Raw genomic sequence first — 25411 nt, forward strand, 5'->3', positions numbered from 1 at the left:
CCGCAGTGGAAGTGATCGGGGTCGCGTTCGAGTGCCGGCGGCACCCCACCGACGGGATCGGCAACCCGCTGATAGGAGCGGCGACTGACTGGCGGGGCTATAATACGCTCACCGTGGTAGGGGGATGGCGTCCCCAGCCATGGTTTCGCCCCGCGATCATCGCGTATTGATTCCGATCGACGTACTCGAGGGAGAGTCCGTTCCGTCGACGGTCGTCGACGCCTTCGCATCGATCCCGGTCGTTCTGCTCGGCTACCGCGAGATACCCGACCAGACCGCCCCGGAGCAGGCGCGCGATCAGTACGGCGACCGCGTGCGAGCCGAACTCGAGGAGCTTCGAACGGTGTTCGAAGAGGACGGCTGTGACGTGACGACGCGACTCGCCTTCACCCACAATCGGCTGCAGACGTTCGAACGCGTCGCCGTAGACGAATCGTGTGACGCCGTCCTGTTGCTCAATCCGGCACCCGTCCTCGAGACCGTCCTCGTCGCGCTCCGGAGCGAAGTCAACGTGGACTACATCGCCCAGCTACTCCGGACGGTTCTCGACGGAACGGACCTTGAGGTGATGCTCTTCCACGTCGCCGCGGACGAATCTCGTCGGGAGGCGGGCGCGGAACTGCTCGAGACGGCACGCACCGCGCTGGTCAACGAAGGGGTCGCCGGCGATCGGATCGATAGCAGAGTCGTCGTCGACGGCTCGCCCACGGACGCCATTCTCGAGGCCGCGATCGACCACGACATGCTGGTCGTCGGCGAGAGTCGCCCGTCGGTCCGTCGCTACGTGTTCCGGGATCGCGCCGAGCGGCTGGCCAAACGGACGGTCGATCCGGTCCTCGTGATTCGTGGCGAATATCTCGAGGCGGCGACCGACGAATCCTCGTAGCTTCGTTCACGACCGAACCGGATGTCCCCTCTCGATACGGACGTTCGGTTCCGGGTCGGTCGCAGCTACGAGTCAGCCCGGTCACGAATCGTCCGCGGTGGACGTCTCGTCAATGTTTCGAACGACGAGCACCGGTGCGACCGACTCGACGGCGAGCCGTTCGGTTTCCTCGCCGAAGAGGAACGACCGAAGCGAGGGAGCCCGCTCGCCCACGACGATCGCATCGTGGGTGGCCGCAGCCTCGAGGAGCGCCTCGAACGGCGGCGCGTCGACGACGAGTTCGGTTGTCACGTCGATCCCGCGCGCCGAGAGCCCGCTGGCGGCCGCCTCGAGCAACGCCCGGCCGCCAACCTCGTCGTCGGTCGCAAGAAAGAGCGTGACGCCGATACCGTGGTTGCCGATCAGTTCGCCGACGAACGAGCGGATTCGATCGACGGCAACGTCGCCCGTCAGCGCCACGAGGAGACGATCGACCTGCCCGCTCGCACCCGGAATCGCGTAGGCGTCCGCCGCCGTTTCGTCGGCGATTCGGTCGATCGTCTGCTCTCGGTCGTGAGTGAAGACGAGTCGGTGATCGGCGCGGCCGCCGCCGACCCGAAGCGTCGCGACGAGGTCCTCGAGGGCGTCGGTCGCTCGCTCCTCGTACTGCACTCGCGCCTGATCGGGCGGCGTCTGTTCGGGCAGAACGTGGTAGCCGAGTACGGTCACGTCGACCGGACCCAACAGCGTCGTCAATCCGGGGGAGATCGATTCGCCCTCGAGGATCGCCAGCGGAACGAGTATTCGAGTCATCAGCGTGCCCCCTTGAGACTCACGTCCCGGGCGTAATAGGCGTACCACCCGGCGGTCGTGATCATGATCGCGATGCCGACGACCTGTGAGGCGGGCTGCATGAACCCGATCAGGGCGAAACTACAGACCGCACCGAGCGCCGGCACGACGGGGTACCCGGGCACCCGGAACTCCGGATCGTACCACTCCGGTTCGTTGCGACGCAGTGTGAGCAACGCGACGCAGATCAGGCCGTACATGATCAGATGCAAGAACGAGGCGACTTCGGCCAGCAACTCGACGCGTCCCGTCGCGGTCAACACGAGAATCGGTCCGCCGGCCAACCCGAGCGCGACGTGTGGCGTGCCATACCGGAGGTTGATCCGGCTCGCCCGCCGGGGCAACAGGGCGTCCCTCGAGACGGCGTAAATGGCCCGCGACGTGCTAAGCACCGACGCGTTGGCGCTGGACATCGTCGCGAGGAGTCCGCCGAAGACGATCGCGAACGCACCGACGGCACCGAGGTAGTGGCGACCGACTTCGACCATCGCCGTCTCGCCGAAGTCCGCGAGCGCCTCGCTCCCGAACGCGCTCGTCGCGACGAAGATCGTCACCACGTAGAGGACCCCGACGATGAGCACCGAACCGACCATCGCCAGCGGCAGGTTTCGCTCGGGATCTTTCATCTCTCCGGCGACGGTCGCCACCTGCGCGAAGCCGAGGTACGAGGTGAATACGAGCGCCGCCGTCGTCAACACCGGCATCCCACCGAAGGGGGCGAACTGCTCGGAGGCCCCCGGTTCGCCCACGAGCCCGACCGAATCGAGGCCGCCGTAGGCGAGGAACGCGACGAGGATCGAGAGCAACAACGCGACGATCCCGTTCTGGAGCTTCGCCGCGTTCTCCGTCCCCGTCACGTTGAGTACGGTAAAGCCCGCACCGAACAGCAACGCGATCGGGATGACGAATCCTGCGCCGATCGTGACGCCGAGCTCAGTGAGCGTGTCAACGGCGTAGTAGCCGAAGCCGACGAGGTAAAACGCCGTCGCGAACACCAGGCCGAACCACAACGACAGGCCGACGACGGTCCCGGCCAGCGTGCCCAGCCCGCGCGAGATGAAGTAGTAGCCACCGCCGCTCTTTGGCATCGCCGTCGCGAGTTCGGAGGTCGGCAGCGCCACGAGCAGGGCGACGGCGGCCCCGATGGCGAACGATCCCGCTGCGGCAGGTCCCGCCCGTCCGGCCGCCAGCCCCGGGAAGACGAAAATACCGGCACCGATCATCGTCCCGATTCCGATCGCGAGGCCGCCGGAGAGTCCAAGCGTGCGCTCGAGTTCGGCGTCGTCGGTGATCGTCGCCTCGTCGGTTTCGACCGTGGGTTCGGCCTGGGGCGACTCGCCCTCGATGTTGGTCCCTTCGGCCGGTGGCGGTTCGCCACCCATAGTGCTCGTGACGGTTTCCGGACAGATATCACTACTGTCACGCTTTCCGAGTATCACCGACTCGTGACGGTCGCCGGATCAGAACAGCAGGCCGCCGAGCGGGACGTCTTCGTCCGGTTCCACGAGAACCGGATACTCCTCCTCTCCGGGGACGCAGACGGTCAGCGCCTCGGATTTGAAGCCGGCAATCCGGACCGAGCCCAGAGTGGTCGCACATAGCACCTGCCGTCCCTCGAGTTCCGCCGGATCGTAGTGGTGATCTAACTGTGCCGCGGACTGGATTTCGCCGTGTTCCTCGCCGAGGTCGATCCACAGCTTGGTCATCTTCGGCTTGTTCGCCTCGGGGAACGCTTCCGCCTCCAACACTTCGCCGACGCGAATCTCGACATCGAACGGATTCTCGACCATGTGGCTCGTATCGCCGGCCTCGAGAAAGAGCGTTCGGGTTCCGGTGCCGTACCGATATCGGCACAGTCGGTGTCACATCCGTTTGATCTTCGACAAAGAGGCGTTTCGACAGCGCGTTCGTCGGTGAGAGCTCACGACCGAGCCGCGTTGTGCGAACGAAAGAGAACCAGCGTCCAACATCGATACCGACGGATGCTCGTCTTTCGTTCACCGGAGTAGGAACTGATTTACTGATAGAATGCTTACCCGAAACTATCGATGGTCGAAGCTGCCGGTATCGATCTTCTCAACCTTCTGCTGGTGATCACGCTCGCATGGATATTCGGGACGCTGGTGGAGCGTATCGGCTATCCCGCACTCATGGGGGAAATCCTCGCGGGGATCCTCTTCGGCCCGGCGTTGTTGGGCCTCTTACACCCGAGTGAAACGCTCGATATCTTCGCGGAGTTCGGGGTTTTTCTGCTGATGATCTACGTCGGGATGGAGGTGGATATTCACGACCTGTTCGAACTGGGACCTCAGTCGCTGATGGTCGCGTTCGGCGGCTTCGCCGTCCCGTTTGCGCTCGGATACCTTGTCGGCGGCGTCATCGGCGTGACGGTCGAACAGGCGTTGTTCATCGGGATCGCAATGGCGGCTACCTCGCTGGCGACGAAATCCCGAATCCTCGTCGATCTCGACGTCCTCGATACGCGGGTCGCCGGCGTCCTCCTCGGCGGAGCACTGCTGTCCGACGTGGGCGTGATGGTCGTGTTCACCGGAGTCATGGGCTTCGTCGAAACCGGCGACCTGACGCTCCTGGGTATCGGATTGGTCGCGGGGGAGGCGCTGTTGTACTTCGTAGCGGCGCTCGTATTCGGCGATCGATTCCTGCCGTACATCTGGACTCAACTGGAAGACTGGATGGAGCGCCACGAGTACGTGGACAAGACGTCGGCGTTTACGGTCGCACTCGTCGTCGCGCTCGTGTTCGCGTTCTTCGCAGCGGTCGTCGATCTCCACATGATCATCGGCGGCTTCATCGCCGGCCTGTTTCTCCGCCAGGCCCAACTCGATCCAGACATCTACAATCACATGTACGACGTGATGTACGACCTGGCGATGGGCCTGTTCGCGCCGATCTTTTTCGTCACCGTCGCGTTCGAACTCACGCTCAACGTGTTCACGGAAAGCCTGGGACTTCTCGTGTTGATCGTGGTGACCGCGTTCGTGAGCAAGATCCTCGGAAGCTGGCTGTTCACCGTTCCGACGAAGCTCTCCTCGCGGGAAGGCCTCGTCATCGGGTTCGGGATGAACGGACGCGGAACCGTCGAAATCGTGATCGTCTCCATCGCCCTCTCGGCTGGCGTTATCGGCCAGGAGTTGTTCTCGATTCTCGTCTTCACGGCGATTTTCACCACCGCACTCGTCCCGCCGACCGTCAAGTGGGGCATCGACTGGCTCAGGCAGTCGGGCGACCTCGTCTTGATGAGGGACGCGGAATTCGAGGGCGATTGAGCAATTCCGACCGCCGCCCGATCGACTCGACCTCGTCGTATTTCGATTACGCCAGTTCCTCGGCTATCAACGAGAGGCTCTCGTCCCCACCGTCGGTCGCGTTCGGGAGTACGAGCATGATCTCTTCGATGCCGACCTCGCCGTAGTCGGCCAGTCGATCTCGCACCTCGGCCGGCGTCCCCGTCGGTGCCGTCTCGAGGTACCCCGCGAGGAAGAACTCGCGGGGCTCGCTCGGCTCGTCGGGCAGCATCTCGTCGGCGAACCGCTCGCGTTTCGCCTCGGCCTCGTCGGTCGTCTCGCCGACGAAGACGAACAGTTCGGCGGATTTCCGGATCTCGTCGTATCTGGCCTCGCTCTCGCAGTGGTCTCGCAGGACCGCGAGCTTCTCTGCGAACCCCTCAGGCTCGAGAGTCCCGTAGTTCCAGCCGTCGGCCAGTTCGGCGGCGTACCGGAGGGTGAACGCCTCGCCACCGCCGCCGATCCAGATCGGCGGGTGGGGGTCCTGGATCGGTTGGGGTTCGCAGAACGCGTTCTCGAGGTCGATCTCGAGGTGTTCGCCCGCGTGGCTGTACGTCTCGTTGGTCCAGAGCCCCTGCAGGATTCCGACGGTCTCGGCGAGCCGGCGGAGCCGCTCTGCGGGCGGCTCCCGGAACTCGTAGCCGAAGCGCTCGTACTCCTCGGCGTACCAGCCCGCGCCGAGGCCGAGTTCGAGGCGGCCGTCGCTGAGCCGGTCGACCGTCGCCGCCATCTTCGCCAGTAGCGCGGGGTGGCGGTAGGATTGGCTCGTCACGAGCGTCCCGAGTCGGATCTCGTCCGTCGCCTCGGCGAGCGCACCGAGGGTCGTCCAGGGTTCGTGGGCTCCGCGGCGCGGGTCGCCGATCCACGACTGGAAGTGATCCTCGAGCCAGACCGCGTCGTAACCCAGCGATTCGGCCTCGAGTGCCGTCTCGCGAACGGTTCCGATGGCGGTACCGTACTGCGGGAGGACGATACCGACCTCGAGATCGGCTGCGCTCACGGACGTCCCTCGCCCTCGAGTGCCGCGTCGGTTCCGAGCTCATCCTCGAGCGCCAGCACGCGATCCGCGAGCGTCTCCGGATCGCTCGCGACGAGTTTCGTCATCGCCTCCTTCCCGACGTCGCCGCGGTCGATCACGGCTTCCGGCGGCTCCTCGCGGTCCCCGAAGGCCTGCCGGGCCCCCCAGCCCATCGTACTTCCCTCCGTCTCCTTGACGGCCGCGGGTTCCTCGGCCCGGTCGTACTCCGCGAGCGACCACTCGAGCGACTCGAGCGCGTCCTCGACGTCCGGTCCGAACCGGCAGTTGACGGCAAAGCGCAGGTCCGGGTGGAACTCGCGGGCCGACAGCAGGAATCGAGCCATGTGACTCGAGGCACCGAATCGGACGCCGCGGTTCGGCTGGACGCCGGAGAGGGTACGGGTGATTCGGCCCTCGACGGCCGCCGTCTCCCCGACGGACTCGGCATGAGGCGTCGCGCCGACGACGTTCATCCCGACCTCGGGAACGAGTACGGAGACGTCGCGCTCGACGAATCGGTCGACGATAGCCTGGACGTCCTCGGCGGCGAGATTTCGACCGGCCTCGTTTCGCAGGTCGACGGCGTGGTTGACCGCGCCGTGGCCCCGACCCACGTCGTAGTGGTATCGCACCGCCCGCGCGAGGAAGTCCGTCGCGCCTTCGACCGCCGTCTCGAGCGAGTCGCCCGTCGCGAGTCGAGCCGTAATCGCCGCGGCCAGCGTACAGCCGGAGCCGTGGGTCGCCTCGGTGTCGATCCGCGGGTGTTCGAACGTCCGAACTCCGTCCTCGGTGACGAGCACGTCCCTAACGTGGTCGCCCGGAATATGTCCGCCCTTCACCAACACCGCGTCGACGCCCGTCTCGAGGATCGCCGCGCCGGCTTCGCGGGCGCTCTCCTCGTCGACGACCGCGATATCGGTCAGCACCTCGGCCTCGTCGGCGTTGGGCGTCGCCAGCGTCGCCTCGCCGAGCAGGTCCTCGTAGGCGCGTTCGGCTTCCGGCTCGAGCAGGCGGTCGCCGGAGGTCGCGACCATCACGGGGTCGACGACCAGCGGAAAGTCGAACGCGCCGGCGCGGTCGGCGACGAACTGAACGATTTCCGTCGTCGCGAGCATTCCCGTCTTCGCGGCCCCGACGTCGAAATCGCTCGTGACCGCCTCGAGTTGGGCCCGGATCTCCTCGAGCGGCAGGACGAACGAGGACTCGACGCCGCGGGTGTGTTGGGCGGTGACGGCGGTGATCGCGGACGTCCCGAAGACGCCGTGGGCGGTCATCGTCGCGAGGTCGGCCTGGATCCCGGCCCCGCCGCCGGAGTCACTGCCGGCGATCGTCAGTCCGACCGGGCGGCTGTCGGGTGCTGGCGTTCTCATGTAAGTGTGTATTTCCCGGTTATACTAAGCGGTCATGGTCAGCGAACCTGAGACTCGCGTGGGTATCGATTTCTGCCAGATTTTCCACGCCTGCTGCGGCGGCGCGTGCTGTGTCGCGGTGAGTGATATACGAACCGCGACGCAGATTCGCGCGAGGGGTGAGCGAACGACTGCGGAGTGAGCGATATTCACTCGCTCATCCACAGGAAGACGCGGAGCGTCTTCCACGCTGTCACTCACTTCGTTCGCGACAACCTCGCGCGGTATCGAGCGCGACTCGCTAGATCGCTCGTCGCGGCTCCGCACGCGCCACCGCAGAGAAACGGAACACCGCTTTTTGGGCCCTCGAGCACCCGAATATTCGATCACGGGCGAACGACGGCACGAACCAAACTCACGCTACTCGGTCGCCGCGTCGGCTAACTCGGCGTACGCTCGCCACGACGGATCGACGCTCGGGTGCTCGAGTCGCTCGCCGTCGACGACCACCCCCTCGTCGACCTCATCGCCAGCCTCGACGCGGCCGATTTCGGCGACGACGGTGCCCCGCTCCTCGAGTGCGCTGTAAACGTCGTCGACGCCCGCGGGATCGACCGCGATGAGCAGCGATCCGCTGCTGGTCGCCGCCCAGGGATCCATCTCGAGGGCCACACAGACCTCCCGAACGCCGGGGCGCATCGGAACGGCGTCGCCGTCGATCGAGAATCGAGCCTCCGCCCCGTCGGCCATTTCGTTGAGCGCACCCGCGAGTCCGCCTTCGGTCACGTCGTGCATCGCCGTCACGGGACCCGCAGCGGCCGCCGTGAGGGCGTCGCGAACGCAGTAGACCTCCTCGAGGCGGTCTCGCGCGTCCCCAACAACGCCATCGGGGAGATCCAGTTGGTCGCCGAAGAGGGTACTCAACAGGCCGACCGATTCCACGGCGGGACCGGTCGTCAGGAGCAGCCGATCACCCTCGCTGGCACCGTCCGGGCGGACGATCTCGTCGTGGTCGCCGACGCCCATCGCGGTCGCCGCGCCGACCCAGGGATGGGACGGATCCGAGTACCGGGCCGTATGGCCGGTCACCACGGCCACGCCGAGGTCGGCACACTCCGCGTGAATCGTCTCCCAGACGGTCGCGAACTGCTCGTCGGTCATCGACTCGGGGAGCGTAAAACAGATCGAGAGGTGCGACGGCGCGACGCCGCTGACGGCGACGTCCGCGAGCACGAGGTCGAGGGCGAACCGACCCGCCCGTTCGAACCCCAGCGCCGGGAGGATCGAGAGAGGGTCGGTCGCGGTCACCAGCGCCTGCCCGCCGATATCGATGACGCCGAAATCGACGCCGTGTCGGGGTCCGAGCGCGACGTCGCTGCGATCCGCGCCGAGGTTCGGCGCGATCCGCCGGTCGAAGAACTGCCGATCGATTTTGCCGAGGTCGCTCACGCTCGAGTAGTCCGATCGGGCGGTCTTAGGCGTGCTGATTACCGGAGCGTCGCTCGGTCCGCCAACGACGGTGCCGGAGCGGTCGATCACGGCCAACTCGCGACGATTACCGACTGGCTCGAGGGGAGCGGTGTCGACTTTCTGGTACCCTGCGGATCGACCGGCGAGGCACCGCTGTTGACGCCCGACGAGCGTATTCGGGTCGCCGAAACCATCGCGGAGACGACCGATCTTCCCGTCCTCGTCGGAACGGGCCACGAGGGATACGAGCCGACGCTCGATACTACCGAGCGAGCCGCCGAGGCGGGTGCCGACGCCGCGCTCGTGATCACGCCCTCCTACTACGGATCGGACGACGACGCCCTCGAATCGTACTACCGCGACCTGGCCGATGAATCGCCGATCCCGGTGTTTCTGTATAGCGTTCCGAAGTTTACCGGCCGCGCGCTCTCCCCCGAAACCGCCGCCTCGCTCGCCGCCCACGAGAACGTCGCCGGGATCAAGGACTCGAGCGGGAGCCTCGAGTCCCTCCAGCGACTCGTCGCCCGAACCGAAACCGAAGCGTTCTCGGTGCTGGTCGGCAGCGGTAGCGTCTACGCAGCGGGGCTCGCGACCGGCGCTGACGGCGGTGTGCTCGCGGTGGCGAACGCTGTGCCCGCGCGTGCGAGCGAGATCTATCGCCAACACGAGGGCGGTCGAGCCGACGTGGCCCGCGAACAGAACGCCGCTCTCGTCGAACTCAACCGGGCCGTCACGGCGGAGTACGGTGTTCCCGGAATCAAAGCCGCCCTCGAACTGCGCGGCCAGCCGGCTGGTAACCCCCGACGACCGCTCCGCTCACTCGACGGCAACGACCGATCGACGCTCGAGTCGATCCTCGAAGACACCCTCGAGTCGACGATCGCCCGATGACGACTCGACGAGGTCGATCCACGGCCGACGCGACGTAACCGAATTACCCATCGAACGACGGGTATCGAAACCGATCGAAATTACAGACAACAGTGAAGTGTTCGCCTGCCATAGCGGGCGTAGATGGCGTACTCGTCCGGTACTGCGACCGAGTCCGACCTCGAGTTCTCGACATCCGAACTGACGGGTGCGCTAGGTGATTCGGTTACGGTCCTGCCGCTGGTGGTCGCCCTCGCGGCGACGACGAGCGTCTCCCTGCCTCACGTCCTCGTCGGCTTCGGCGTGTTCCAGATCGTCTGGGGAGTGTATTACGGGATGCCGCTCTCCGTCGAGCCGATGAAAGCCCTGATCGGGCTGGCGATCGTCGGCTCCCTCTCCTACCCCGAACTCGCCGCCGCCGGATTGCTCGCGGGCGGCGTCTTACTCGCGGTGGGAAAGCTGGGTCTGGTCGGTCGACTCCAGCGCGTAGTCGGCGAACCCGTGATTCGAGGCGTCCAGTTCGCCGTCGCCTTACTCCTCCTCGAGGCGGCCGTCGGACTCTCGGTCGGGAACCTCTCCGTCGCCGCCGCCGGGCTCGCAATCGTGGGCCTCCTGGCGCTCGTCGGCTACCGACACTCGAGCGTACTGCTCGTCCTCGGGGTCGGTGGACTCGTCGCGCTCGCGACGACGGGGGTCCCGACACCTCGCCTCCCCGAACTCGCCCTCTTTCCGGCGGGGACGCCGACGACGTCCGGGGCAGCGCTCGAGGGAACCGTCGCCCAACTCGGGATGACGGTCGGCAACGCCGCGATCGCGACCGCACTGCTCTGTGGTGACCTCTACGACCGGGATATCTCCGCGGATTCGCTCTCGAAAAGCATGGGCGTGACCTGTCTCGCGGCAGTTCCCCTCGGGGGCGTCCCAATGTGTCACGGCAGCGGCGGGCTGGCAGGGAAGTACGCCTTCGGCGCTCGCACCGGGGGTGCGAACGTCATTCTCGGGGTCGGCTACCTCGCGCTGGCACTCATCGCAACCGGTGCCCTCCTCGCCGCGTTTCCGCTGGCGCTGCTTGGCGTCTTGCTCGTGGTCGTCTCGCTCGAGTTGGCTCGAGCCGCGTTCGAACCCGTGACCGATATTCGGTCACTCGGGCTCGTCGTTGGCGTTGGTGTGGTCGGGCTCGCGGTCAACGTCGGCGTCGCGTTCGTGCTCGGGGCCGTCGCGTGGGCGGTCGCTCGAGGCGAGTGAGGCCGAAATACGGTGTTCCCAGCTCGACAACCGACGATTCCGGCGAGTACTCTCTCTTGATCGGTTCGACAGTTGAACGGCCGAATTCGGACTGTATACTCGATACCGCTATAGGAAATCGGGTCCTGTCGGATGTGAAAGCCGCGGTACTGCAGCGGGGTCCACGGCCAGTCGCGTCTCTCGGCGGCTCCCTCGAGCCGGAGCGGTAGTCGACCGCGTTGGACAACTCGGCTCCGGCCCTGAACTGTGTCGTCCGAGGGGCACGCATCGGCAAGGGGGATAACTGGCGCGCCTACCGCCAGCACAATCGTCTCCGGTGGTTCGCCGTCGTCCAGTAGCGTCTGCTACCGCCCAGCCGCCACCGCCCAGCCGTCCGCCACAACGGCGTCCGTAGCGTCGCGCGGACGCGCACCGTTTTTCTCCCCGGACTGCGAAGCATCGCCGATGACAGCGACCTGGGCCGATTGCTTCGACCGCGCTGTGGAGTACGACGTCACGCTCGAGGACCTCCGAGCGGCGACCAATTCGTCCTCGACCATCGGAGGAGAGGGCAACGATGGCTGAGCGACCGAACCCCGCCCGCGTCGTCGCCGACGCCGACGTGCTCGCGGCCGACCTGCTCGTCGGTGGCGAGGCACGCAAAGCCCTCGATCACGTCCGCAGTCACTCCTGGGTCGAACTCGTGGCGAGCGATCCGCTGCTCGAGCGGACCGAACGTCTCGTGACGGAACTCGCGGATCCCGAACTGGCGGCCGACCACCGGGCGCGACTCGAGGCCGAACGGGTCGCCGTCGATCACCCGGACGGAGACCATCCGGCGCTCGCGTCGGCCTATCGCGGACAGGCGGCGCACCTGCTCACCTACGACGAGGCGCTGGGATCGGCGGAAGCAGGCCTGTCGCTACAGTCTCGCGTTTCGGTCAGCATCCGTCCACCCGACGCCTTCGCGCGGCTGTTCGACCCCGCCAGTCTCTACAAGGCGGTCGAAGGTGGGGAATATCCGGGGCCGGATCGAGATCCTCGAGCGTAAACGCAGGTTACGTCGGTTTTCTCGCTTCGATCCGCGCGGAGACGATCGGCAGGTCGTCGTCCCACTCGCCCTCGACGGTGATCGACCCGTCGACGAAACCGGCGTCCGCGAGCCACGTTTCCAGTTCGTCGATCGTCGCGGCTCCGCCGACGCAGGCGTTGATAGCATCGGGATTCTTGCGGATTTCCTCGGGTAACGGCTCGGTCGCGACGAGATCCGAAATCGCGAGGGTGCCGCCCGGCCGCAAGACCCTGAACGCCTCGTCGAGCACCCGTCGTTTGTCGGGCGAGAGGTTGACGACGCAGTTCGAGATGATTGTATCGACGGTCGCGTCGGCGACCGGGAGGTGCTCGATCTCGCCCAGTCGGAACTCGACGTTGTCGAACTCGCTGTCGACAGCGTTGGATCGGGCTCGCTCGAGCATCTCCGGGGTCATATCCACGCCGACGACGCGTCCCTCGGACCCGACCTCGCGGGCCGCGAGGAAGCAGTCGAACCCACCGCCGGAACCCAGGTCGAGGACCGTTTCGCCGGCCTCGAGGTTCGAAATCGCGACCGGGTTCCCACAGCCGAGGCCGAGGTTCGACTCGTCGGGCGCGTTCTCGAGGTCGTCGGGATCGTATCCGAGCGCCAGCGTCTGCGACGGATCGGCCTCGACGTCGGCGTCGTCGTCGGCGGTATCACAGCACGAACTGCCGGTCGTGGCGATGGTGCCGTATCTGTCGCGGACGTGCGTTCGCTGGTCGTTCGCCGTCGTGTCGTTCGATGAGGAATCAGTGTCGGTCATTGTTGGGGTGTGTAATCGCGGAATTCATCGGTCGTCGGCCGGGACATCAACCGCAGCGCCGATATCCAGCAGTTCGAAAACCGCCGTATCGGCGATTCGATAGTAGGACCACTTGCCCTTCTTGCGGCTCTTGATCAACCCGGCCTCCCGGAGCGTTCGGAGGTGGGTCGCGACCGTCGATTGGGGCGCGTCGAGGACGACCTGGAGTTCGCAGACGCACAGCTCGCCCTCCCGGAGCGCTTCCAGGATTCGCACTCGGTGTTCGTTCGCGAGCGCGCCGAAGACGGTCGCCTGTGTCGCGGCTCGCTCGTCGGTTGGCCGGCGGTTCTCGAGGACGGTGACGGTCTCTTCGACGTCGTCACAGACTCCCTCGAGCGCGTGACGGGCCTCCTCGAGCACATCACTACGCGAGTTCATATCGGGACTATTCGATTTGTGATGAGGTTCGGAGCCGATTCGCATTCGTCCATACTACGTGAAACAGATCGCACTCGACCGATATAAAGGTCTAGCACGGCGAAGGTCGTTCGCTACTGGGTCGCTAAAATGGACGATACCGGCCCAGAGGGAAGTAAGCCGGAAGATAGAAATCGGAAATAATCGATTCGTCTACGTCACTCCTCGCGGTCGGCGTACCACTCCACGAATTCGGCGAGCGCTCTCCCTCGGTGACTGATCGCGTTTTTCTCCTCGGTATTCATCTCGGCCAGCGTCTGTCCGTTGTACTCGAAGATCGGATCGTAGCCGAACCCACCCTTGCCGCGCGGGGCGACGAGGGTTCCGGCGACCGATCCCTCGAACGTTTCGGTGCCGTCCTCGTCCGCATAGGCGAGTACGGTCCGGAAGTGCGCCCGCCTGTTGTCCTCCGCGCTCGCGAGACGCCACAGTCGCTCGACACCGACGGTGTCCTCGACGTACGCCGAGTACGGTCCCGGAAACCCACCCAGCGCGTCGACGAACAGCCCCGTGTCGTCGACGATCACCGGGTCGTCGCTTCCGAGCGCCTCGAACGTCTCGCGGGCTCCGGAGATTGCGATGTCCTCGAGCGAGTCGCTCTGAATCTCCGTGTAGTCGTACTGGACCTGTTCGACGGACTCGATGCCGTCGAAGTACTCGCGCGCCTCGCGAACCTTCCCCTCGTTTCCCGTCACGAATCGAATGGCCATGTGCGTTGGACGTCGCGGCGGCGGCAAAGCGTCGTCGGTTGCGTTTCGATCCGAACGGGACGCTCTCGAGTCCGTATGTGAGAGCGGGAGATCACGAACGGCGAAAAACAGCAAGCGAATCGCTGGAACGCTATTCGTCGTCGACGATGACTTCGACGGGTTCGTCTTCATCCGCGCGGCTCTGCTCGGCCGTACCCTGCTCTTGCTGCCAGAGGAGTGCGCCGGCGACGAGCACGACGACCCACGAGCGCCAGTTCGCGAGGTTCAGGGTGTAGCCGACGCCGAACGGCTTTTCGACGAGCATCCCCTCTCCGGGTTGCCAGTACGACGAAATCATGCGGCCCATGCTGGGTCGTTCGAAGTTGTACGGTACTCCGAGAATCTCTCCGGAAGTCGGTTTGTCTGCCATGCGGGAACGTACGTCCTCCCCCGATATGAGTATTGGGTGCTCGTCTCCGCGTCCGCGAGGCGCTCGAGCGCGATCTGCGCTACTCGTTCACGTACCGGCCGCGACCCTCCACGTCCGCGAGGCGCTCGAGCACGCGCTCGTCGCCGACCTCGAGATATCCCTCTCGGACCGCCTCGCGCAGCGGCTCCGGGTCGTCGGCGGTGCCGACGAGGCTCTGATCGAAGACGTGGACGTCCATCGCGTAGTCCTCGACGTGGTCGGTGTGGTAGCCGAGTCCGAAGTCGATGAGGTGGGTGCGCTCCGCACGCCGCTCGCGGCCCTCGGCCGCTCGCTCGTTCGGCGGCGCGTCGCCTCCCGCACGCCCGACTCGCACGTTCCGCGTCGTCGGATCGCCGTGGACGAACCCGGCCTCGTGCAGCCGCGCGAGGTGACGACCGACGTCGCGAGCGCGCTCGAGCGTGAGTCCCTCGCGAAGATCGGTCTCGCCGACGTACTCGAGTTCGAGGCGGGACTCGACGGGATCGACGTCGTAGAGCACCGGCGCGGGAACGCCCTCGCGACGCGCGAGACTCATCAGTCTGGCCTCGAGCGTCGTGCGCTCCCGTCGAAGCCGGTCGTCGAGATCCGGATGGCGGTACGTCTTCGGCTTTCGGCGCTTCGTGACGCGGCCCGCAACAGGGTCGAGATCGACGAGCGCTTCGGCACCGCGGACCTGCGTCTCGTCGTCGTATCCGAGTTTCAGGTCGGGTTCGTCGGAGCGCTCGCGGTCCGCGCTACGCTCGGACCTCGCACGCCACGTCACGGGCACCTGATCGGGCCGGTAGTTCGGGTCGACGCGGGAGTCCTCGAGCGCCAGCGTATCGCCCGCATCGTACATCTTCGCACCCAACACCGCGATCATGCCCGCGTTGTCCCGCAGGAATCTGGATTCGGGGGCGTGAAAATCGGCTCCGCGCTGGTCGCACATCTCCTGTAACATCTCACGCAGGCGCGCGTTCTGCCCGACGCCGCCGCCGAGGACGAGTTCGTCGCTGCCGGTCAGCGACAGGGCCCGCTCGGAGACCTCGGTCAGCATGCCGAAAACGTTCTCCTGCAGCGAGTAACAGATGTCCTCGACGGGAACACCGTCGTCGTAACGCTGCTTCGCGGCGCTCATGATCCCCGAAAACGAGAAGTCCATCCCCTTGACGATGTAGGGGAGATCGACGTACTCACCGTCCGCCGCGGCCGCCTCGACCTTCGGCCCGCCGGGATGGGACCAGCCGACGTGGCGCGTGAACTTGTCGATGGCGTTGCCGACGCCGGTGTCCATCGTCTCGCCGAGGACGCGATAGCGGCCGTTTCGATACGCCAGCAGGTGGGCGTTCGCCCCGCTCGCGTTCAGACAGACGGGGGAGTCGAAGCCCGAGGTGTGGCGACCGACCTCGAGGTGGGCGACCATGTGATTGACGCCGACGAGAGGAACCTCCAGGGCCTGACTCAGCGCACGCGCGGCCGTTCCGACGACGCGCAGACAGGGGCCGAGACCGGGGCCTCGGGAGAACGCCACCGCATCGATCGGCGGTTCGGATTCGGGGCCGGCAAACGTGGAGCGAGCGTGCTCGAGCGCGCGCTCGACGACGCGCGGGATCGCATCGTGCATGTGTTCGGCTGCTTCGCGCGGATGAATGCCGCCGCTTTCGGGCTCGTAGGCGTCGCTCTCGATGAATACGTCGTCGGTTGCGGAATCGTACACCGCCGCGCTGGCCGCCCACGCGGTGCCTTCGATTCCGAGAATTCGGGTATCAGAACTCACGTGTCGTGATTACCGCGTCTGCACGGTCGCGACGTGGCGAGTGCAGACACAACGCAGTACCGTTATTCCCACTCGGTGTAGCCGCACTTGCCACAGTGCATGCGGTCGCCGTGGTCGGCGAGGAAGGCGTCTCCACAGCGAGGGCACTGGTCACGGTCGGTGGTGCCGTCGTCGTTGTAGAGTTTGTGACGAGCCATCTCAGGCCTCCTCCGGTTCCGCTTCGGCTTCGGCCTCAGCGTCTTCGGCACCGATCTTGTTTCGCTCGAGCATGTGGTCTTGCTCGACGTCGCGGGCGTTGTCGGCCGTATCGTAGACCTTTGCCTGACCGACGGTCTTTCGCATCCCGAACTTGGTGTCGAGTTTGCGAACGACGACCTCGTCGGCGTCCTTGTTCAGTTTGGCCGCGAGACTGTCTCGAACCTGCAGACGCGACGGCGTCGCGTCCTCGTGGGTTAGTTCGAAGGTCACGTCCGTTCGATGCAACATGGGGTTCTCCGTTTCGGAGATGATGTCGACGTCCATGATATCACTCAGTTACACTACTATCCCCGTGTAGCGCCTAAAAGGATTTCGAAGCATGCAGCCGATTGCACGGACACTCGAGTCGGTCTCCCCGTCGACCGGCGAGAACGCCGCTCGGCCGAGTACGTCGAAGCGGACGGCCGCCGTTGAATTCGTCCCGAACTAATGAGAGTGTTTACATGTTCCGTGGACGAACCGTTCGGTGATGCCCTCCAGACGACACGTACTCGCCGGTGGCGGCTCCGCCCTCGCGGGCCTCGCTGGCGGCGTCCGGTTCCTGGACGGACCGATATCGGTCGCGAGTACATTGGTCGTCGGTGGCTATTATAAGTCGTCGAGAACGACCAGACCACGGGGCGCCTGCGTCTCGAGCCCCTCGTCCCAGTCGATGTCGACGGGTTCCCATCGGCCGCCGAAGTCCTCGGTGACGAACAGACCCCTGTTGTTCAGCCCGTAAACGACGCCGGCCTCGTCGGTCGCGTCGAAGACTGCGCGAACGACGCCGTCGCCCATCGGAAGCCCGCGGTCGTCGAGGCGCTCCCAGGGATCGCCACCTGTTCGGCGGTAGACGTACGACTCGGCCCGCCCGGCCGTGTGCGCACTCGAGGCACCGCCGGCGCTCGAGAGGATGACCGAGTCCGGATCGCCCGCGTCGGGGACGACGCCCCAGCAGTAGGTGTGCTCGAGGCCGTCCTGTGGCTGGTGCCACGATTCGCCGCCGTCGTCGCTTTCCGCGTAGCCGTCGCCGGCCGCCGAGTAGACGCGACCGTTGCGGTCGGGGTGGACGGCCAGCGTGTGGTTGTCCCGGCGTGATCCCTCGGGTCGTTCCTGCCACGTCTCGCCGCCGTCCGTGCTCAGGATGAACGCACCCGCCTCGACGCCGACGTAGAGCCGATCGGGATCGAACGGATCGACCTCGAGCCAGCGAACGTGGTGAGTGTGGGGCCGCGGCGGAAAGTACCACTCGTCTTCGGAGGGCAGGTCGATCAGTCCCGAAAGGTGGGTCCAGGAGTCGCCGCCGTCCGTCGAGCGATAGACGCGGCTCGGTTCGGTCCCGGCGTAGATCACGTCCGGGTCGTGCGGACTGATCGCGAGCGACATCACCGCGTCGCTGACGAAGTCGGTTTCGAGGCGTTCGAACGACACGCCCCCACGCTCGTCGGCCGACTCTCGAGCGCGAAAGAGGCCGTCTTCGAAGGTGCCGACGAAAATCCGTTTCGGTGCTCCGGGCGAGGCGGCGACGCACTCGAGGGTACGACCCTCGAGCCGGGTTGTCGTCGTCCACTCTTGGCTGTCGATATCGGTACTCGTACAGACGAGGAGGCGGTCTCGAAGCGCCGCGTAGGTAGTCGGCATACTAAACTAAACGGTCGCCAGCCACTATAGTAGCCACTACGGTCACTGCACACCCGATCGTACAGCGGCTGTGCGATCGGTGTGTAAATCGTTGCAGTTGCTACGATAACGGTTCGGGGAACGAACTGAGCGGAGCCTCGGCGGGGATGTGGAATGGCCTTCACGGAGCTCATCGACCCGACGGCGGCTGCGTCTCCGAGTTTCCACTCGATCCTGATCCGGGTGCGGCCGTTGAACCGCCGGTGATCACCGTCGACATGAGCCGAGACTCGATTCGACGAAGGTGCTGACCGACGGTTCCCGCGGAACAACCGAGTCGATCGGCGAGTTCTCGATAGGTTACTTCGCGCGGCACCTGGTAATAGCCCTCCTCGATCGCGACGGACAACACCTCTCGCTGGCGGTCAGTCAGGTCGACGAAGGGGCGACCGTCCGACGGATCGTACCTCCCGAGACGTTCGATTTCGAGGTCGACGAGCGATCGAGTGTCCGAGATCAACGACCGAAGTTCTCCCTCGAAACCGATCTGAGAGACGCGAAGACTTCCGTTTTCCGACCCGGTGTACTCCATCGGATAATCGAGTATCACCGCGTGTCGGCGGTGAGTCTCGAGTAACTGCGTCGTCAGTTCGCTGGGCTGGTAGTGCAGTTGCAGTAGCGTATTGCCGTCGACGTCGCTGAGCAGATAGTCGACGGTGTTCGAATCCGGGTGGTCGAGTGCGCGCGTAACGTGCCTCTCGATCACCCCGAACCATTCGTCTCGTGACGACCGTGCCGTCAGCGAGATACTCCGTGTCCTGAATCGTTACGGGAGTGACACCGCTCTCACGCAACAGCCGTTCCCCGGGATCGAAGTACCCCTGTGGGGGAGTGAGAACGTATGTCACGAATCGCATGATTGATACTATTCTCCGCCAACAAATAATAATTTCGTTTACACTGGTGTAGAAGTAAGTATGTAGCATAAAATCGTAATAGAGTGCGATAGTGCGCGTCACTCGGGGCGGACGATCCGGCACCGATAGCCGACAGCCGCTGCTCGAAGTAGTGGATCGAAAGCGGTCGTCGGCACTACGGCGAGCCGCCGTCACACGCCCGGATACGGCCGACAGGTACTATCGCTCCCAACGGTAGTCATGGGGAGAAGACTTCCGTAGCGATTAATACTCTTCGAGCGACAACCACCGCTTCGAGTATGACCGACCGGCCGCCCTCCCCACCGACGCCAACAGCTCTCCCCGCGATCAGTGACGGCGAAGATCGTATTACGGCGACGACACCCCAACTCGTCACTCGTCTCGAGGAGTCGTTCAACTGCAGCCTCGACGAGGCCACGCTCGAGGACGTTCTGCTCGAGTTAGATCACGGTGCGTACGTCGAGTGGGTAACAATCACCCGTGACGGCGACTACGTCTGGGACCTCACCGACGCACCCGACCGAATCGCCGACGCCGTGGCGACGGCTGTCGTCGAGCGGTTCGAGGGATGGCTCGAGAACCGGACCGGTAACTGAGCCACACCCGCCTCGCCAGACGGCAGCGATCCCCGGCGCCCGATTCGTAAGACGAGTCTCGAGTGTATGACCGCTGTCGGTTCGTGTCCGCTCCGACGCTGCAACGAGTTCCCCCTCGAGTTGACTGCCGCCGATTGGAACGGACCGGCATGACCGTGGGCGGGATGAGTTCACGGATTACAGCGAGCAGGCTCACGGCTATCGATCCGCTTCCAGACCGTCCCCGATCGACGATGTGGGAAGCTCACGCGGTGTTTGCGCGACCAAATTACCTGGGGGGGCAGACTGATACGGAATACGTTTGTACCCTACTTGCGATGAACGCTCGATGTCCGGAATGCGGCGGCGGGCTCGGGGAGCTACTCACAAAGTACGCGACTGACGACGGCGTGATCGCGGATTTCAGATGTTCGGACTGCGATCACGAGTGGCCGAAACCGCTGTGAGCGGGTAACTGGTTTCCCGACCGGTTACTGGATATCGTCGGGCTCGAGTGACAGCGTGGTAACTCTCGACGTCGTCCTCGAAACACAAGCTACAAATAGAAACCGAGGTTAGGAACGGTCGAGGGCTCGTAGATCAGCGGTAGATCGCTTCCTTCGCAAGGAAGAGGCCTCGGGTTCAAATCCCGACGAGTCCATCAGAACTTTGTAACGTTTCGAGTTACCCCGATAGTCGCTGCCTTAGCGACTGACTCAGAATTATGCAGTAGCGATTCGCACGTAGAAACCCCCTCTCAAAACCGAGTGATTGCTGATGCGGGATTCGGGTCCGCGCTATCACGCGATTACAGCGAAAGAAAACGGAGACGTTTCACCATCCCGACGGTCGCTATGTCACGTGCAACACTCGAGCGCGTCCGGCGAGTAATCCGATGAGAAAGCCGGTGAAGTGCGCGAGGAGCGCGACACCCGGTGCAGCCGTCGCTACCGTCACGGCGACTGCGAGTACGAGAAAGACGAGCGCCGCGAGCCACTGCGGGACGTCGACGAACGAGGCCACGCCGGCCGACAACCGGTTCGAAGCGACGAGATAGCCCAGGAGTGCGAAGACGGCTCCGCTGGCGCCGAGAACGCCCCCAGTAGCGGCGACCGCAAGTAGCGGTACCGAGGCCGCAACGTTCGTGAGAACGATCTGGGAAAGGCCGGCGATCGCCCCCGTCACGAGGAAGAACGTGTGAAAGCGTACCCGCGTCGTCGCTCGAGCGACGGGCCACCCGAACACGATCAACGCGAGGCTGTTCGAGAGCAGGTGGCCGACGCTGCCGTGGGCGTAGACGCTAGTTACGATCGTCCACGGGTTGGTCGTCAGCGGTGGCGCGAGGACGAACAGGCCGACCATCACACCGAGCAGCGCCGTGACCTGTTGAATCACGAAGACGGCGACGAAGACTACGAGAAGCTCGAAAATCGGGCTACTCGAACCGTCAGTAGCCGTTTTAGCGCCCGATTGCGCTCCCGGTCGTGTTCCGATTCTCGGCCGAGAGTGCGAGCGGTCCGCCATGACGAGTACTGAGAGGGCGAGTACCAAAAGTCCTCACGACGGGCCGTACGGAAGGAAACGAGACGAGAGCCGTAGCTGGCCCTGTAGCGGGCAGAAAAACGGTGAAAACCGTACACCGACCGTGATCGGCCGTTAATCTTCGAGGACGATCTCGATCGAGACGTCGTTCGGTACCTGGATGCGCATGAGCTGACGGAGTGCGCGTTCGTCGGCGTCCAGATCGATCAGGCGCTTGTGGACGCGCATTTCCCAGTGCTCCCACGTGGCGGTACCCTCGCCGTCAGGCGATTTCCGGGTCGGCACCTCGAGGGTCTTCGTCGGCAGGGGGATCGGACCGCTCAGGTTGACGCCGGTGTTGTTCGCGATCTCGCGGACGTCGTCACAGATGTTGTCGAGGTCATCCGGACTCGTGCCCGCGAGTCGAACGCGTGCCTGCTGCATTTATTGTTTCTCGTGAACTTCGAGGACCTTGCCAGCGGCAATGGTCTGACCCATGTCACGGATGGCGAAGCTCCCGAGTTCGGGGATCTCGCTCGATGGCTCGATGCTGAGTGGCTTTTGTGGTCGGATGGTGACCACGGCAGCGTCGCCCGACTGGATGAAGTCGGGGTTCTCCTCGGCGACCTCGCCGCTTGCTGGGTCCATTTTCTTGTCGATGGACTCGATCGTACAGGCGACCTGAGCCGTGTGCGCGTGGAAGACCGGCGTGTAACCGGCCGTGATCACGGACGGGTGCTGCATGACGACGATCTGGGCCTGGAACGTCTCGGCGACGCTCGGTGGGTCGTCGGCCGGACCACAGACGTCGCCGCGGCGGATGTCGTCCTTGCCGAGGCCGCGGACGTTGAATCCGACGTTGTCGCCGGGCTCAGCTTTCGGCACCTCTTCGTGGTGCATCTCGATCGTCTTCACTTCGCCGCCCACGTCGCTGGGCTGGAAGGAGACGTTGTCGCCGATGTTCATGATACCGGTCTCGATACGTCCGACTGGGACGGTACCGATACCCGAAATCGTGTAGACGTCCTGAATCGGGAGTCGGAGCGGCGCGTCCGTCGGTGGCTCCGGTGCTGGCAGGTTGTTCAGCGCCTCGAGCAGTGTTTCGCCGTCGTACCACGGCGTGTTGTCGGACTTCTCGGCGATGTTGTCGCCTTCGAACGCCGAAATCGGGATGAACGAGGCGTCGTCGGTCTTGAACTGAACCTGCTTGAGCAGCTGGTTGACCTCGTCGACGACGTCGTCGAAGGTGTCCTCCTTGTAGTCGACGATGTCCATCTTGTTGATGCCGATGATGAGTTCGTCGATACCGAGGGTTCGGGCCAGGAAGACGTGCTCCTGGGTCTGGGGCGCGACACCGTCGTCGGCCGCAACGACGAGGACCGCGTTGTCCGCCTGGCTCGCGCCAGTGATCATATTCTTGACGAAGTCCCGGTGGCCGGGACAGTCGACGATGGTGAAGTCGTAGGCGTCCGTCGAGAACTCCTGATGAGCGATGTCGATGGTGACACCGCGCTCTCGCTCTTCGGCGAGGTTGTCCATGACGTAGGCGAATTCGAATCCACCCTTGCCTTTCTCTTCTGCTTCTTCGCGGTGCTGTTCGATGACGTGCTCTGGTACGCTCCCCGTCTCGTAGAGGAGGCGTCCCACGAGCGTGCTCTTCCCGTGGTCAACGTGGCCGATAATGGCCAGGTTCTGGTGTTGTTCGCTCATTGTTGTAGCTCACGCGCAGAGGCGCTTATATCGGTCTCTTTTGCTCGTTGCGGTTAAAACCATTTCGAAAGCGTATTCAGCCGATCGCGTCGCCTTCTTGCGGTTTGTCTAGTACTCACACGACACAGGCTTCGGTCGGGAGTGGACCTGCCCCCGAGACGGACAAAGAGGCGGAATGGCTGGAACGGTGTACACACCGATCGTACAGCTGTCGTGCGATCGGGTGTGCAGTGACTGTCAGCGGCTACCATCGCAGCGGAATCGTCCTGATCGGACGATTCGCTCGAGACAGGAGCAAAGATTCGCTCGAGGCGGGATACGAAATCTGGAAACCAAATCTGGAAGATCTCACGCACGTGCGTGGGTGCATAATCGGTTATCGGTTGCACCTGCAGTAGCATCGGTTGCATCTGCAGTAGCCGGGGAACAGGAAAGCAACGAGAATCGGTCGCATCTCGGCAACGAGGCACCTGACGAGTTCAGTTCAGACGACTCGAAGCTACAGCGGGGGAAGACGGCCAACGTCCGAAAGTACCGCGGTCGCCGTCTCCGGACCGCCCGCACCGCGGCCGCTCGAGTGCAGCGAACCGGCGTTTCGGGTTTCGATCTGGACGATGTTTCGCGTGCCGGTCACGGCCAGCGGGCCGTTCTCGGGGACGAGTCGTGGACCCACGCGGATGCCCTCGCGGGTCGCCTCGCCGATGAGTCGAATCGTTCGGCCGTCCTCCGCGGCGAGGTCGAGTGCGCTGCCGGGAATCGACTGGATGCCGTCGACCGTCGCGTCCTCGAGGGAGAAGCCGCCGTCGGCGAGCACGTTCGAGAGGATGACAAACTTGAGTGCGGCGTCGGTACCGTCGACGTCGAAGGTTGGGTCGGCTTCCGCGACGCCGAGATCCTGGGCCTCCGCGAGGACGTGTTCGTAGTCGAGTCCCTCGGCGGCCATCCGCGTGAGGATGAAGTTTGCGGTGCCGTTGAGGACGCCTCGCACGGCCGTCACGGCCTGTGGCGTGGAGTCTTCGATCGTCGACAGGACCGGAATCGCGCCGCCGACCGTGGCCTCGAACCGGATCGAGCCGGCGCTGTCGGCCTCGAGCGCGCGCAGTTCCTCGTAGCGTTCCGCCACGGGACCCTTGTTCGCCAACACGACGTGGCGGTCGGCCTCGAGTGCGCGTTTCACGTGCGAGAAGCCGGGTTCGGCGTCGCCCAGCGTGGTCGGCGTCGCCTCGACGAGGACGTCGTAGTCGGCTTCGAAGACGGCTTCGGGAGTTTTCGGACCGAGACGCTCGTCGCCGACCTTGCGCTCGAGGGCGCTCGCGATGTCGATACCATCGGGATCGACCGTCGCAGTGGTGGAGTCGGCGAGCGCGACGACATCGTGATCGTATTCGCCGGCGAGGTCGGCGACCGAGCGGCCGACGTCACCGGCACCGAGAATTGCGAGTTTCATGGGGAATCACCTCCGAGGAGGGGCTCGACGATAGTGAGGTCCTTGTCCGAGCCGATCGATCGAACCGCGGCGAGCGCCGCGTCCGTCTGACCCGAGTCGATCGCGAGTCGGATTCGGACGCTCGAGACGGCCTCGGTGCCGTTGGGTGCGGCCAGCGAGAGATCGCGGACGACCGCGCTGGCTTCGTCTTCGATCCGCGACAAGGTATTCGAGAGATCGGTTTCGACGAGGTTGCCGACCAACACGACGCTGATCTCCTCGCCGTAGTGCTCGGCACCGGCCTGAATAACGTTGACGCCGGCGTCGCGGAGCGCGTCGACGATGCCGTCGAATCGGTCCGGGGGACACTCGAGGTCGACCTCGACGGGGATGTGCCCGCGAGGGGTCATGTTGCCGCGTTCGTGGTGAATGCTCAGGAGGTTCCCGCCGCTGTCGGAGATGGGTGCGAGCGCGCGAAGTAACTCGCCCGGCTCGTCGACGAGTTCGAGACGAACGGTAAAGGCACGAACACCACCGTCTGTCTCAGCGTCGCCCGTCTCGGCGGATTCGTCACTCATTGCCGTCACCTCCTGGTCGCTGGCGTCCACGCATCGTCATGGTGTACGACTCCGTAACGGGTGCGTAAAAGGATATAGGACTTCCCAAAACTCTCCGGCCCTGTTATCGTTACGCACAGTGAGTCGGTCGGCTCGCCAGGATTGAGCAAATCCGAAGGGGTTGCGATGTTCGACGGGTCCGTTGACTGGAGCGAACGGAAGAAGCGGACGGAAGTGGACCCGTCGGGAGTCCGTATTCAGAGGTGGTCTTTCCCCGGATTCGAGGAACCCCAGTCGCCCCGACCGCCTTCGGTTCGGTCGACGCCCATGATCGATTCGGCCTGCTCCGGGCCGCCGAGGCTCTCGCGGGCGTCGGGAACGCGAACGGTGACGTCGTCGACCTCGGGCCATTTGAGGAGTTCGGCCTGGATGTTGCCCGTCGTGACGTCGCTGACCGAACAGCCCTTGCAGCCGCCGCCGAGTTCGATGATGACCTCGCCGGTCTCCGGATCCGCCTCCCGAACGGCGCTGGTCCCGCCGTGCATCTGGATGATCGGCATCTCTCGGCTGAGCCACGTCTCGACGCGCTCGCGGAGCGGCGATTCGGACTCGGGGTCGGATATCGCATCGGAATCTCTCATTACTCGAGCTAGGGATTCGAGCGGT

The 25411-nt window shown here is 64.7% G+C and carries 26 protein-coding genes, 1 tRNA gene and 1 pseudogene; 7 read left to right on the forward strand and 21 right to left on the reverse strand.

The features are described from left to right. The first annotated feature begins 139 nt into the window (after positions 1 to 139). The gene (locus DWB23_RS03410) at positions 140 to 886 is read left to right on the forward strand and encodes a universal stress protein (protein ID WP_121741389.1); all 747 of its coding nucleotides are present in this window, start codon (positions 140 to 142) and stop codon (positions 884 to 886) included. An 81-nt stretch (positions 887 to 967) separates the two neighbouring features. On the opposite strand, the gene DWB23_RS03415 is transcribed toward DWB23_RS03410, so the two are convergent. The 3 genes from DWB23_RS03415 to DWB23_RS03425 form a co-directional block, all read right to left on the reverse strand. Continuing rightward, positions 968 to 1678 carry a universal stress protein gene (locus DWB23_RS03415; RefSeq protein ID WP_121741390.1) on the reverse strand — a complete coding sequence of 237 codons (711 nt, stop codon included), beginning with the start codon at positions 1676 to 1678 and terminating at the stop codon, positions 968 to 970. Continuing rightward, positions 1678 to 3099: an APC family permease gene (locus DWB23_RS03420; RefSeq protein ID WP_121741391.1), complete on the reverse strand. Its 1422-nt coding sequence runs from the start codon at positions 3097 to 3099 to the stop codon at positions 1678 to 1680. Before DWB23_RS03420 ends, DWB23_RS03415 begins: the two co-directional genes overlap by 1 nt. 78 nt (positions 3100 to 3177) lie before the next feature. Next, positions 3178 to 3507: a tRNA-binding protein gene (locus tag DWB23_RS03425; RefSeq protein ID WP_121741392.1), complete on the reverse strand. Its 330-nt coding sequence runs from the start codon at positions 3505 to 3507 to the stop codon at positions 3178 to 3180. Positions 3508 to 3765: 258 nt separating this feature from the next. Here DWB23_RS03425 and DWB23_RS03430 point away from each other — a divergent pair, with 258 nt between their 5' ends. Beyond that, on the forward strand, positions 3766 to 5004 hold the full coding sequence (locus DWB23_RS03430; protein ID WP_121741393.1) for a cation:proton antiporter: 1239 nt from the start codon (positions 3766 to 3768) through the stop codon (positions 5002 to 5004). A gap of 46 nt (positions 5005 to 5050) precedes the next feature. Here DWB23_RS03430 and DWB23_RS03435 read toward each other — a convergent pair whose 3' ends face one another. From DWB23_RS03435 to DWB23_RS03450, 3 genes are all read right to left on the reverse strand, one after another. After that, complete coding sequence (locus tag DWB23_RS03435; protein WP_121741394.1) at positions 5051 to 6022, reverse strand: LLM class flavin-dependent oxidoreductase; 972 nt, start codon at positions 6020 to 6022, stop codon at positions 5051 to 5053. After that, positions 6019 to 7410 (reverse strand): bifunctional hydroxymethylpyrimidine kinase/phosphomethylpyrimidine kinase, encoded by a 1392-nt coding sequence (thiD, locus tag DWB23_RS03440; RefSeq protein WP_121741395.1) that lies wholly within the window; start codon positions 7408 to 7410, stop codon positions 6019 to 6021. Before thiD ends, DWB23_RS03435 begins: the two co-directional genes overlap by 4 nt. A 399-nt stretch (positions 7411 to 7809) precedes the next feature. Beyond that, complete coding sequence (locus DWB23_RS03450; protein ID WP_121741397.1) at positions 7810 to 8838, reverse strand: HypE family hydrogenase expression/formation protein; 1029 nt, start codon at positions 8836 to 8838, stop codon at positions 7810 to 7812. A 66-nt stretch (positions 8839 to 8904) separates the two neighbouring features. On the opposite strand from DWB23_RS03450, the pseudogene DWB23_RS03455 reads away from it, so the two are divergent. From DWB23_RS03455 to DWB23_RS03465, 3 genes and pseudogenes are all read left to right on the forward strand, one after another. Then, positions 8905 to 9750: pseudogene (locus DWB23_RS03455) on the forward strand (dihydrodipicolinate synthase family protein); the annotation flags it as partial. 123 nt (positions 9751 to 9873) lie between these two features. Beyond that, complete coding sequence (locus DWB23_RS03460; RefSeq protein WP_121741398.1) at positions 9874 to 10974, forward strand: putative sulfate/molybdate transporter; 1101 nt, start codon at positions 9874 to 9876, stop codon at positions 10972 to 10974. A 556-nt stretch (positions 10975 to 11530) separates the two neighbouring features. Then, positions 11531 to 12004 (forward strand): DUF7384 family protein, encoded by a 474-nt coding sequence (locus DWB23_RS03465; protein ID WP_121741399.1) that lies wholly within the window; start codon positions 11531 to 11533, stop codon positions 12002 to 12004. Positions 12005 to 12011: 7 nt separating this feature from the next. Here DWB23_RS03465 and arsM read toward each other — a convergent pair whose 3' ends face one another. From arsM to DWB23_RS03510, 9 genes are all read right to left on the reverse strand, one after another. Then, the gene (arsM, locus tag DWB23_RS03470) at positions 12012 to 12791 is read right to left on the reverse strand and encodes an arsenite methyltransferase (RefSeq protein WP_121741400.1); all 780 of its coding nucleotides are present in this window, start codon (positions 12789 to 12791) and stop codon (positions 12012 to 12014) included. 24 nt (positions 12792 to 12815) lie between these two features. Further along, positions 12816 to 13208, reverse strand: coding sequence for an ArsR/SmtB family transcription factor (locus DWB23_RS03475; RefSeq protein WP_121741401.1), 393 nt, complete (start codon positions 13206 to 13208; stop codon positions 12816 to 12818). A gap of 197 nt (positions 13209 to 13405) precedes the next feature. Continuing rightward, positions 13406 to 13957: an XTP/dITP diphosphatase gene (locus DWB23_RS03480; protein ID WP_121741402.1), complete on the reverse strand. Its 552-nt coding sequence runs from the start codon at positions 13955 to 13957 to the stop codon at positions 13406 to 13408. Positions 13958 to 14087: 130 nt separating this feature from the next. Beyond that, positions 14088 to 14366 carry a DUF5808 domain-containing protein gene (locus DWB23_RS03485; RefSeq protein ID WP_121741403.1) on the reverse strand — a complete coding sequence of 93 codons (279 nt, stop codon included), beginning with the start codon at positions 14364 to 14366 and terminating at the stop codon, positions 14088 to 14090. Positions 14367 to 14445: 79 nt separating this feature from the next. After that, positions 14446 to 16161: a bifunctional N(6)-L-threonylcarbamoyladenine synthase/serine/threonine protein kinase gene (locus tag DWB23_RS03490; RefSeq protein WP_121741404.1), complete on the reverse strand. Its 1716-nt coding sequence runs from the start codon at positions 16159 to 16161 to the stop codon at positions 14446 to 14448. A gap of 62 nt (positions 16162 to 16223) precedes the next feature. Further along, entirely contained in the window at positions 16224 to 16358 is a 135-nt protein-coding gene (locus DWB23_RS03495; RefSeq protein ID WP_121741405.1) for a 30S ribosomal protein S27ae, read from the reverse strand. Position 16359: 1 nt separating this feature from the next. Further along, positions 16360 to 16683 carry a 30S ribosomal protein S24e gene (locus tag DWB23_RS03500; RefSeq protein ID WP_121741406.1) on the reverse strand — a complete coding sequence of 108 codons (324 nt, stop codon included), beginning with the start codon at positions 16681 to 16683 and terminating at the stop codon, positions 16360 to 16362. A gap of 324 nt (positions 16684 to 17007) precedes the next feature. Further along, entirely contained in the window at positions 17008 to 18039 is a 1032-nt protein-coding gene (locus DWB23_RS03505) for a beta propeller repeat protein (RefSeq protein WP_121741407.1), read from the reverse strand. Positions 18040 to 18208: 169 nt separating this feature from the next. Continuing rightward, entirely contained in the window at positions 18209 to 18784 is a 576-nt protein-coding gene (locus DWB23_RS03510) for a helix-turn-helix domain-containing protein (protein ID WP_238717334.1), read from the reverse strand. Between the two features lie 450 nt (positions 18785 to 19234). Between DWB23_RS03510 and DWB23_RS03515 the strand changes: the two genes are divergently transcribed. Beyond that, the gene (locus DWB23_RS03515; protein WP_121741408.1) at positions 19235 to 19552 is read left to right on the forward strand and encodes a hypothetical protein; all 318 of its coding nucleotides are present in this window, start codon (positions 19235 to 19237) and stop codon (positions 19550 to 19552) included. Positions 19553 to 20120: 568 nt separating this feature from the next. Further along, positions 20121 to 20192 (forward strand) — tRNA-Ala (locus DWB23_RS03520). Between the two features lie 191 nt (positions 20193 to 20383). Here DWB23_RS03520 and DWB23_RS03525 read toward each other — a convergent pair. From DWB23_RS03525 to DWB23_RS03550, 6 genes are all read right to left on the reverse strand, one after another. Beyond that, entirely contained in the window at positions 20384 to 21055 is a 672-nt protein-coding gene (locus DWB23_RS03525) for a rhomboid family intramembrane serine protease (protein WP_121741409.1), read from the reverse strand. A gap of 132 nt (positions 21056 to 21187) precedes the next feature. Next, complete coding sequence (rpsJ, locus tag DWB23_RS03530) at positions 21188 to 21496, reverse strand: 30S ribosomal protein S10 (protein ID WP_008160457.1); 309 nt, start codon at positions 21494 to 21496, stop codon at positions 21188 to 21190. Further along, positions 21497 to 22762 carry a translation elongation factor EF-1 subunit alpha gene (tuf, locus tag DWB23_RS03535; RefSeq protein WP_121741410.1) on the reverse strand — a complete coding sequence of 422 codons (1266 nt, stop codon included), beginning with the start codon at positions 22760 to 22762 and terminating at the stop codon, positions 21497 to 21499. A 499-nt stretch (positions 22763 to 23261) separates the two neighbouring features. Next, entirely contained in the window at positions 23262 to 24209 is a 948-nt protein-coding gene (locus DWB23_RS03540; protein ID WP_121741411.1) for a homoserine dehydrogenase, read from the reverse strand. Then, positions 24206 to 24766 carry an amino acid-binding protein gene (locus DWB23_RS03545; RefSeq protein ID WP_121741913.1) on the reverse strand — a complete coding sequence of 187 codons (561 nt, stop codon included), beginning with the start codon at positions 24764 to 24766 and terminating at the stop codon, positions 24206 to 24208. The genes DWB23_RS03540 and DWB23_RS03545 overlap by 4 nt, the downstream gene beginning before the upstream one ends. Before the next feature lie 236 nt (positions 24767 to 25002). After that, on the reverse strand, positions 25003 to 25386 hold the full coding sequence (locus DWB23_RS03550) for a NifU family protein (protein WP_121741412.1): 384 nt from the start codon (positions 25384 to 25386) through the stop codon (positions 25003 to 25005). Positions 25387 to 25411: the final 25 nt, after the last annotated feature.

Origin of the sequence: Natronorubrum halophilum, assembly GCF_003670115.1 — an archaeon.
GTDB classification, from domain to species: Archaea; Halobacteriota; Halobacteria; order Halobacteriales; family Natrialbaceae; genus Natronorubrum; species Natronorubrum halophilum.

Coding starts and splice junctions, on each gene's coding strand:
- DWB23_RS03460 (WP_121741398.1), top strand. CDS start 9,874: ATGGCGTACTCGTCCGGTACTGCGACCGAGTCCGACCTCGAGTTCTCG.
- DWB23_RS03525 (WP_121741409.1), bottom strand. CDS start 21,055: ATGGCGGACCGCTCGCACTCTCGGCCGAGAATCGGAACACGACCGGGA.
- DWB23_RS03485 (WP_121741403.1), bottom strand. CDS start 14,366: ATGGCAGACAAACCGACTTCCGGAGAGATTCTCGGAGTACCGTACAAC.
- DWB23_RS03465 (WP_121741399.1), top strand. CDS start 11,531: ATGGCTGAGCGACCGAACCCCGCCCGCGTCGTCGCCGACGCCGACGTG.
- DWB23_RS03545 (WP_121741913.1), bottom strand. CDS start 24,766: ATGAGTGACGAATCCGCCGAGACGGGCGACGCTGAGACAGACGGTGGT.
- DWB23_RS03515 (WP_121741408.1), top strand. CDS start 19,235: ATGACCGACCGGCCGCCCTCCCCACCGACGCCAACAGCTCTCCCCGCG.
- DWB23_RS03410 (WP_121741389.1), top strand. CDS start 140: ATGGTTTCGCCCCGCGATCATCGCGTATTGATTCCGATCGACGTACTC.
- DWB23_RS03430 (WP_121741393.1), top strand. CDS start 3,766: ATGGTCGAAGCTGCCGGTATCGATCTTCTCAACCTTCTGCTGGTGATC.
- DWB23_RS03505 (WP_121741407.1), bottom strand. CDS start 18,039: ATGCCGACTACCTACGCGGCGCTTCGAGACCGCCTCCTCGTCTGTACG.
- DWB23_RS03550 (WP_121741412.1), bottom strand. CDS start 25,386: ATGAGAGATTCCGATGCGATATCCGACCCCGAGTCCGAATCGCCGCTC.
- DWB23_RS03495 (WP_121741405.1), bottom strand. CDS start 16,358: ATGGCTCGTCACAAACTCTACAACGACGACGGCACCACCGACCGTGAC.
- DWB23_RS03425 (WP_121741392.1), bottom strand. CDS start 3,507: ATGGTCGAGAATCCGTTCGATGTCGAGATTCGCGTCGGCGAAGTGTTG.
- DWB23_RS03475 (WP_121741401.1), bottom strand. CDS start 13,208: ATGAACTCGCGTAGTGATGTGCTCGAGGAGGCCCGTCACGCGCTCGAG.
- DWB23_RS03415 (WP_121741390.1), bottom strand. CDS start 1,678: ATGACTCGAATACTCGTTCCGCTGGCGATCCTCGAGGGCGAATCGATC.
- DWB23_RS03500 (WP_121741406.1), bottom strand. CDS start 16,683: ATGGACGTCGACATCATCTCCGAAACGGAGAACCCCATGTTGCATCGA.
- DWB23_RS03420 (WP_121741391.1), bottom strand. CDS start 3,099: ATGGGTGGCGAACCGCCACCGGCCGAAGGGACCAACATCGAGGGCGAG.
- rpsJ (WP_008160457.1), bottom strand. CDS start 21,496: ATGCAGCAGGCACGCGTTCGACTCGCGGGCACGAGTCCGGATGACCTC.
- tuf (WP_121741410.1), bottom strand. CDS start 22,762: ATGAGCGAACAACACCAGAACCTGGCCATTATCGGCCACGTTGACCAC.
- DWB23_RS03480 (WP_121741402.1), bottom strand. CDS start 13,957: ATGGCCATTCGATTCGTGACGGGAAACGAGGGGAAGGTTCGCGAGGCG.
- thiD (WP_121741395.1), bottom strand. CDS start 7,410: ATGAGAACGCCAGCACCCGACAGCCGCCCGGTCGGACTGACGATCGCC.
- arsM (WP_121741400.1), bottom strand. CDS start 12,791: ATGACCGACACTGATTCCTCATCGAACGACACGACGGCGAACGACCAG.
- DWB23_RS03540 (WP_121741411.1), bottom strand. CDS start 24,209: ATGAAACTCGCAATTCTCGGTGCCGGTGACGTCGGCCGCTCGGTCGCC.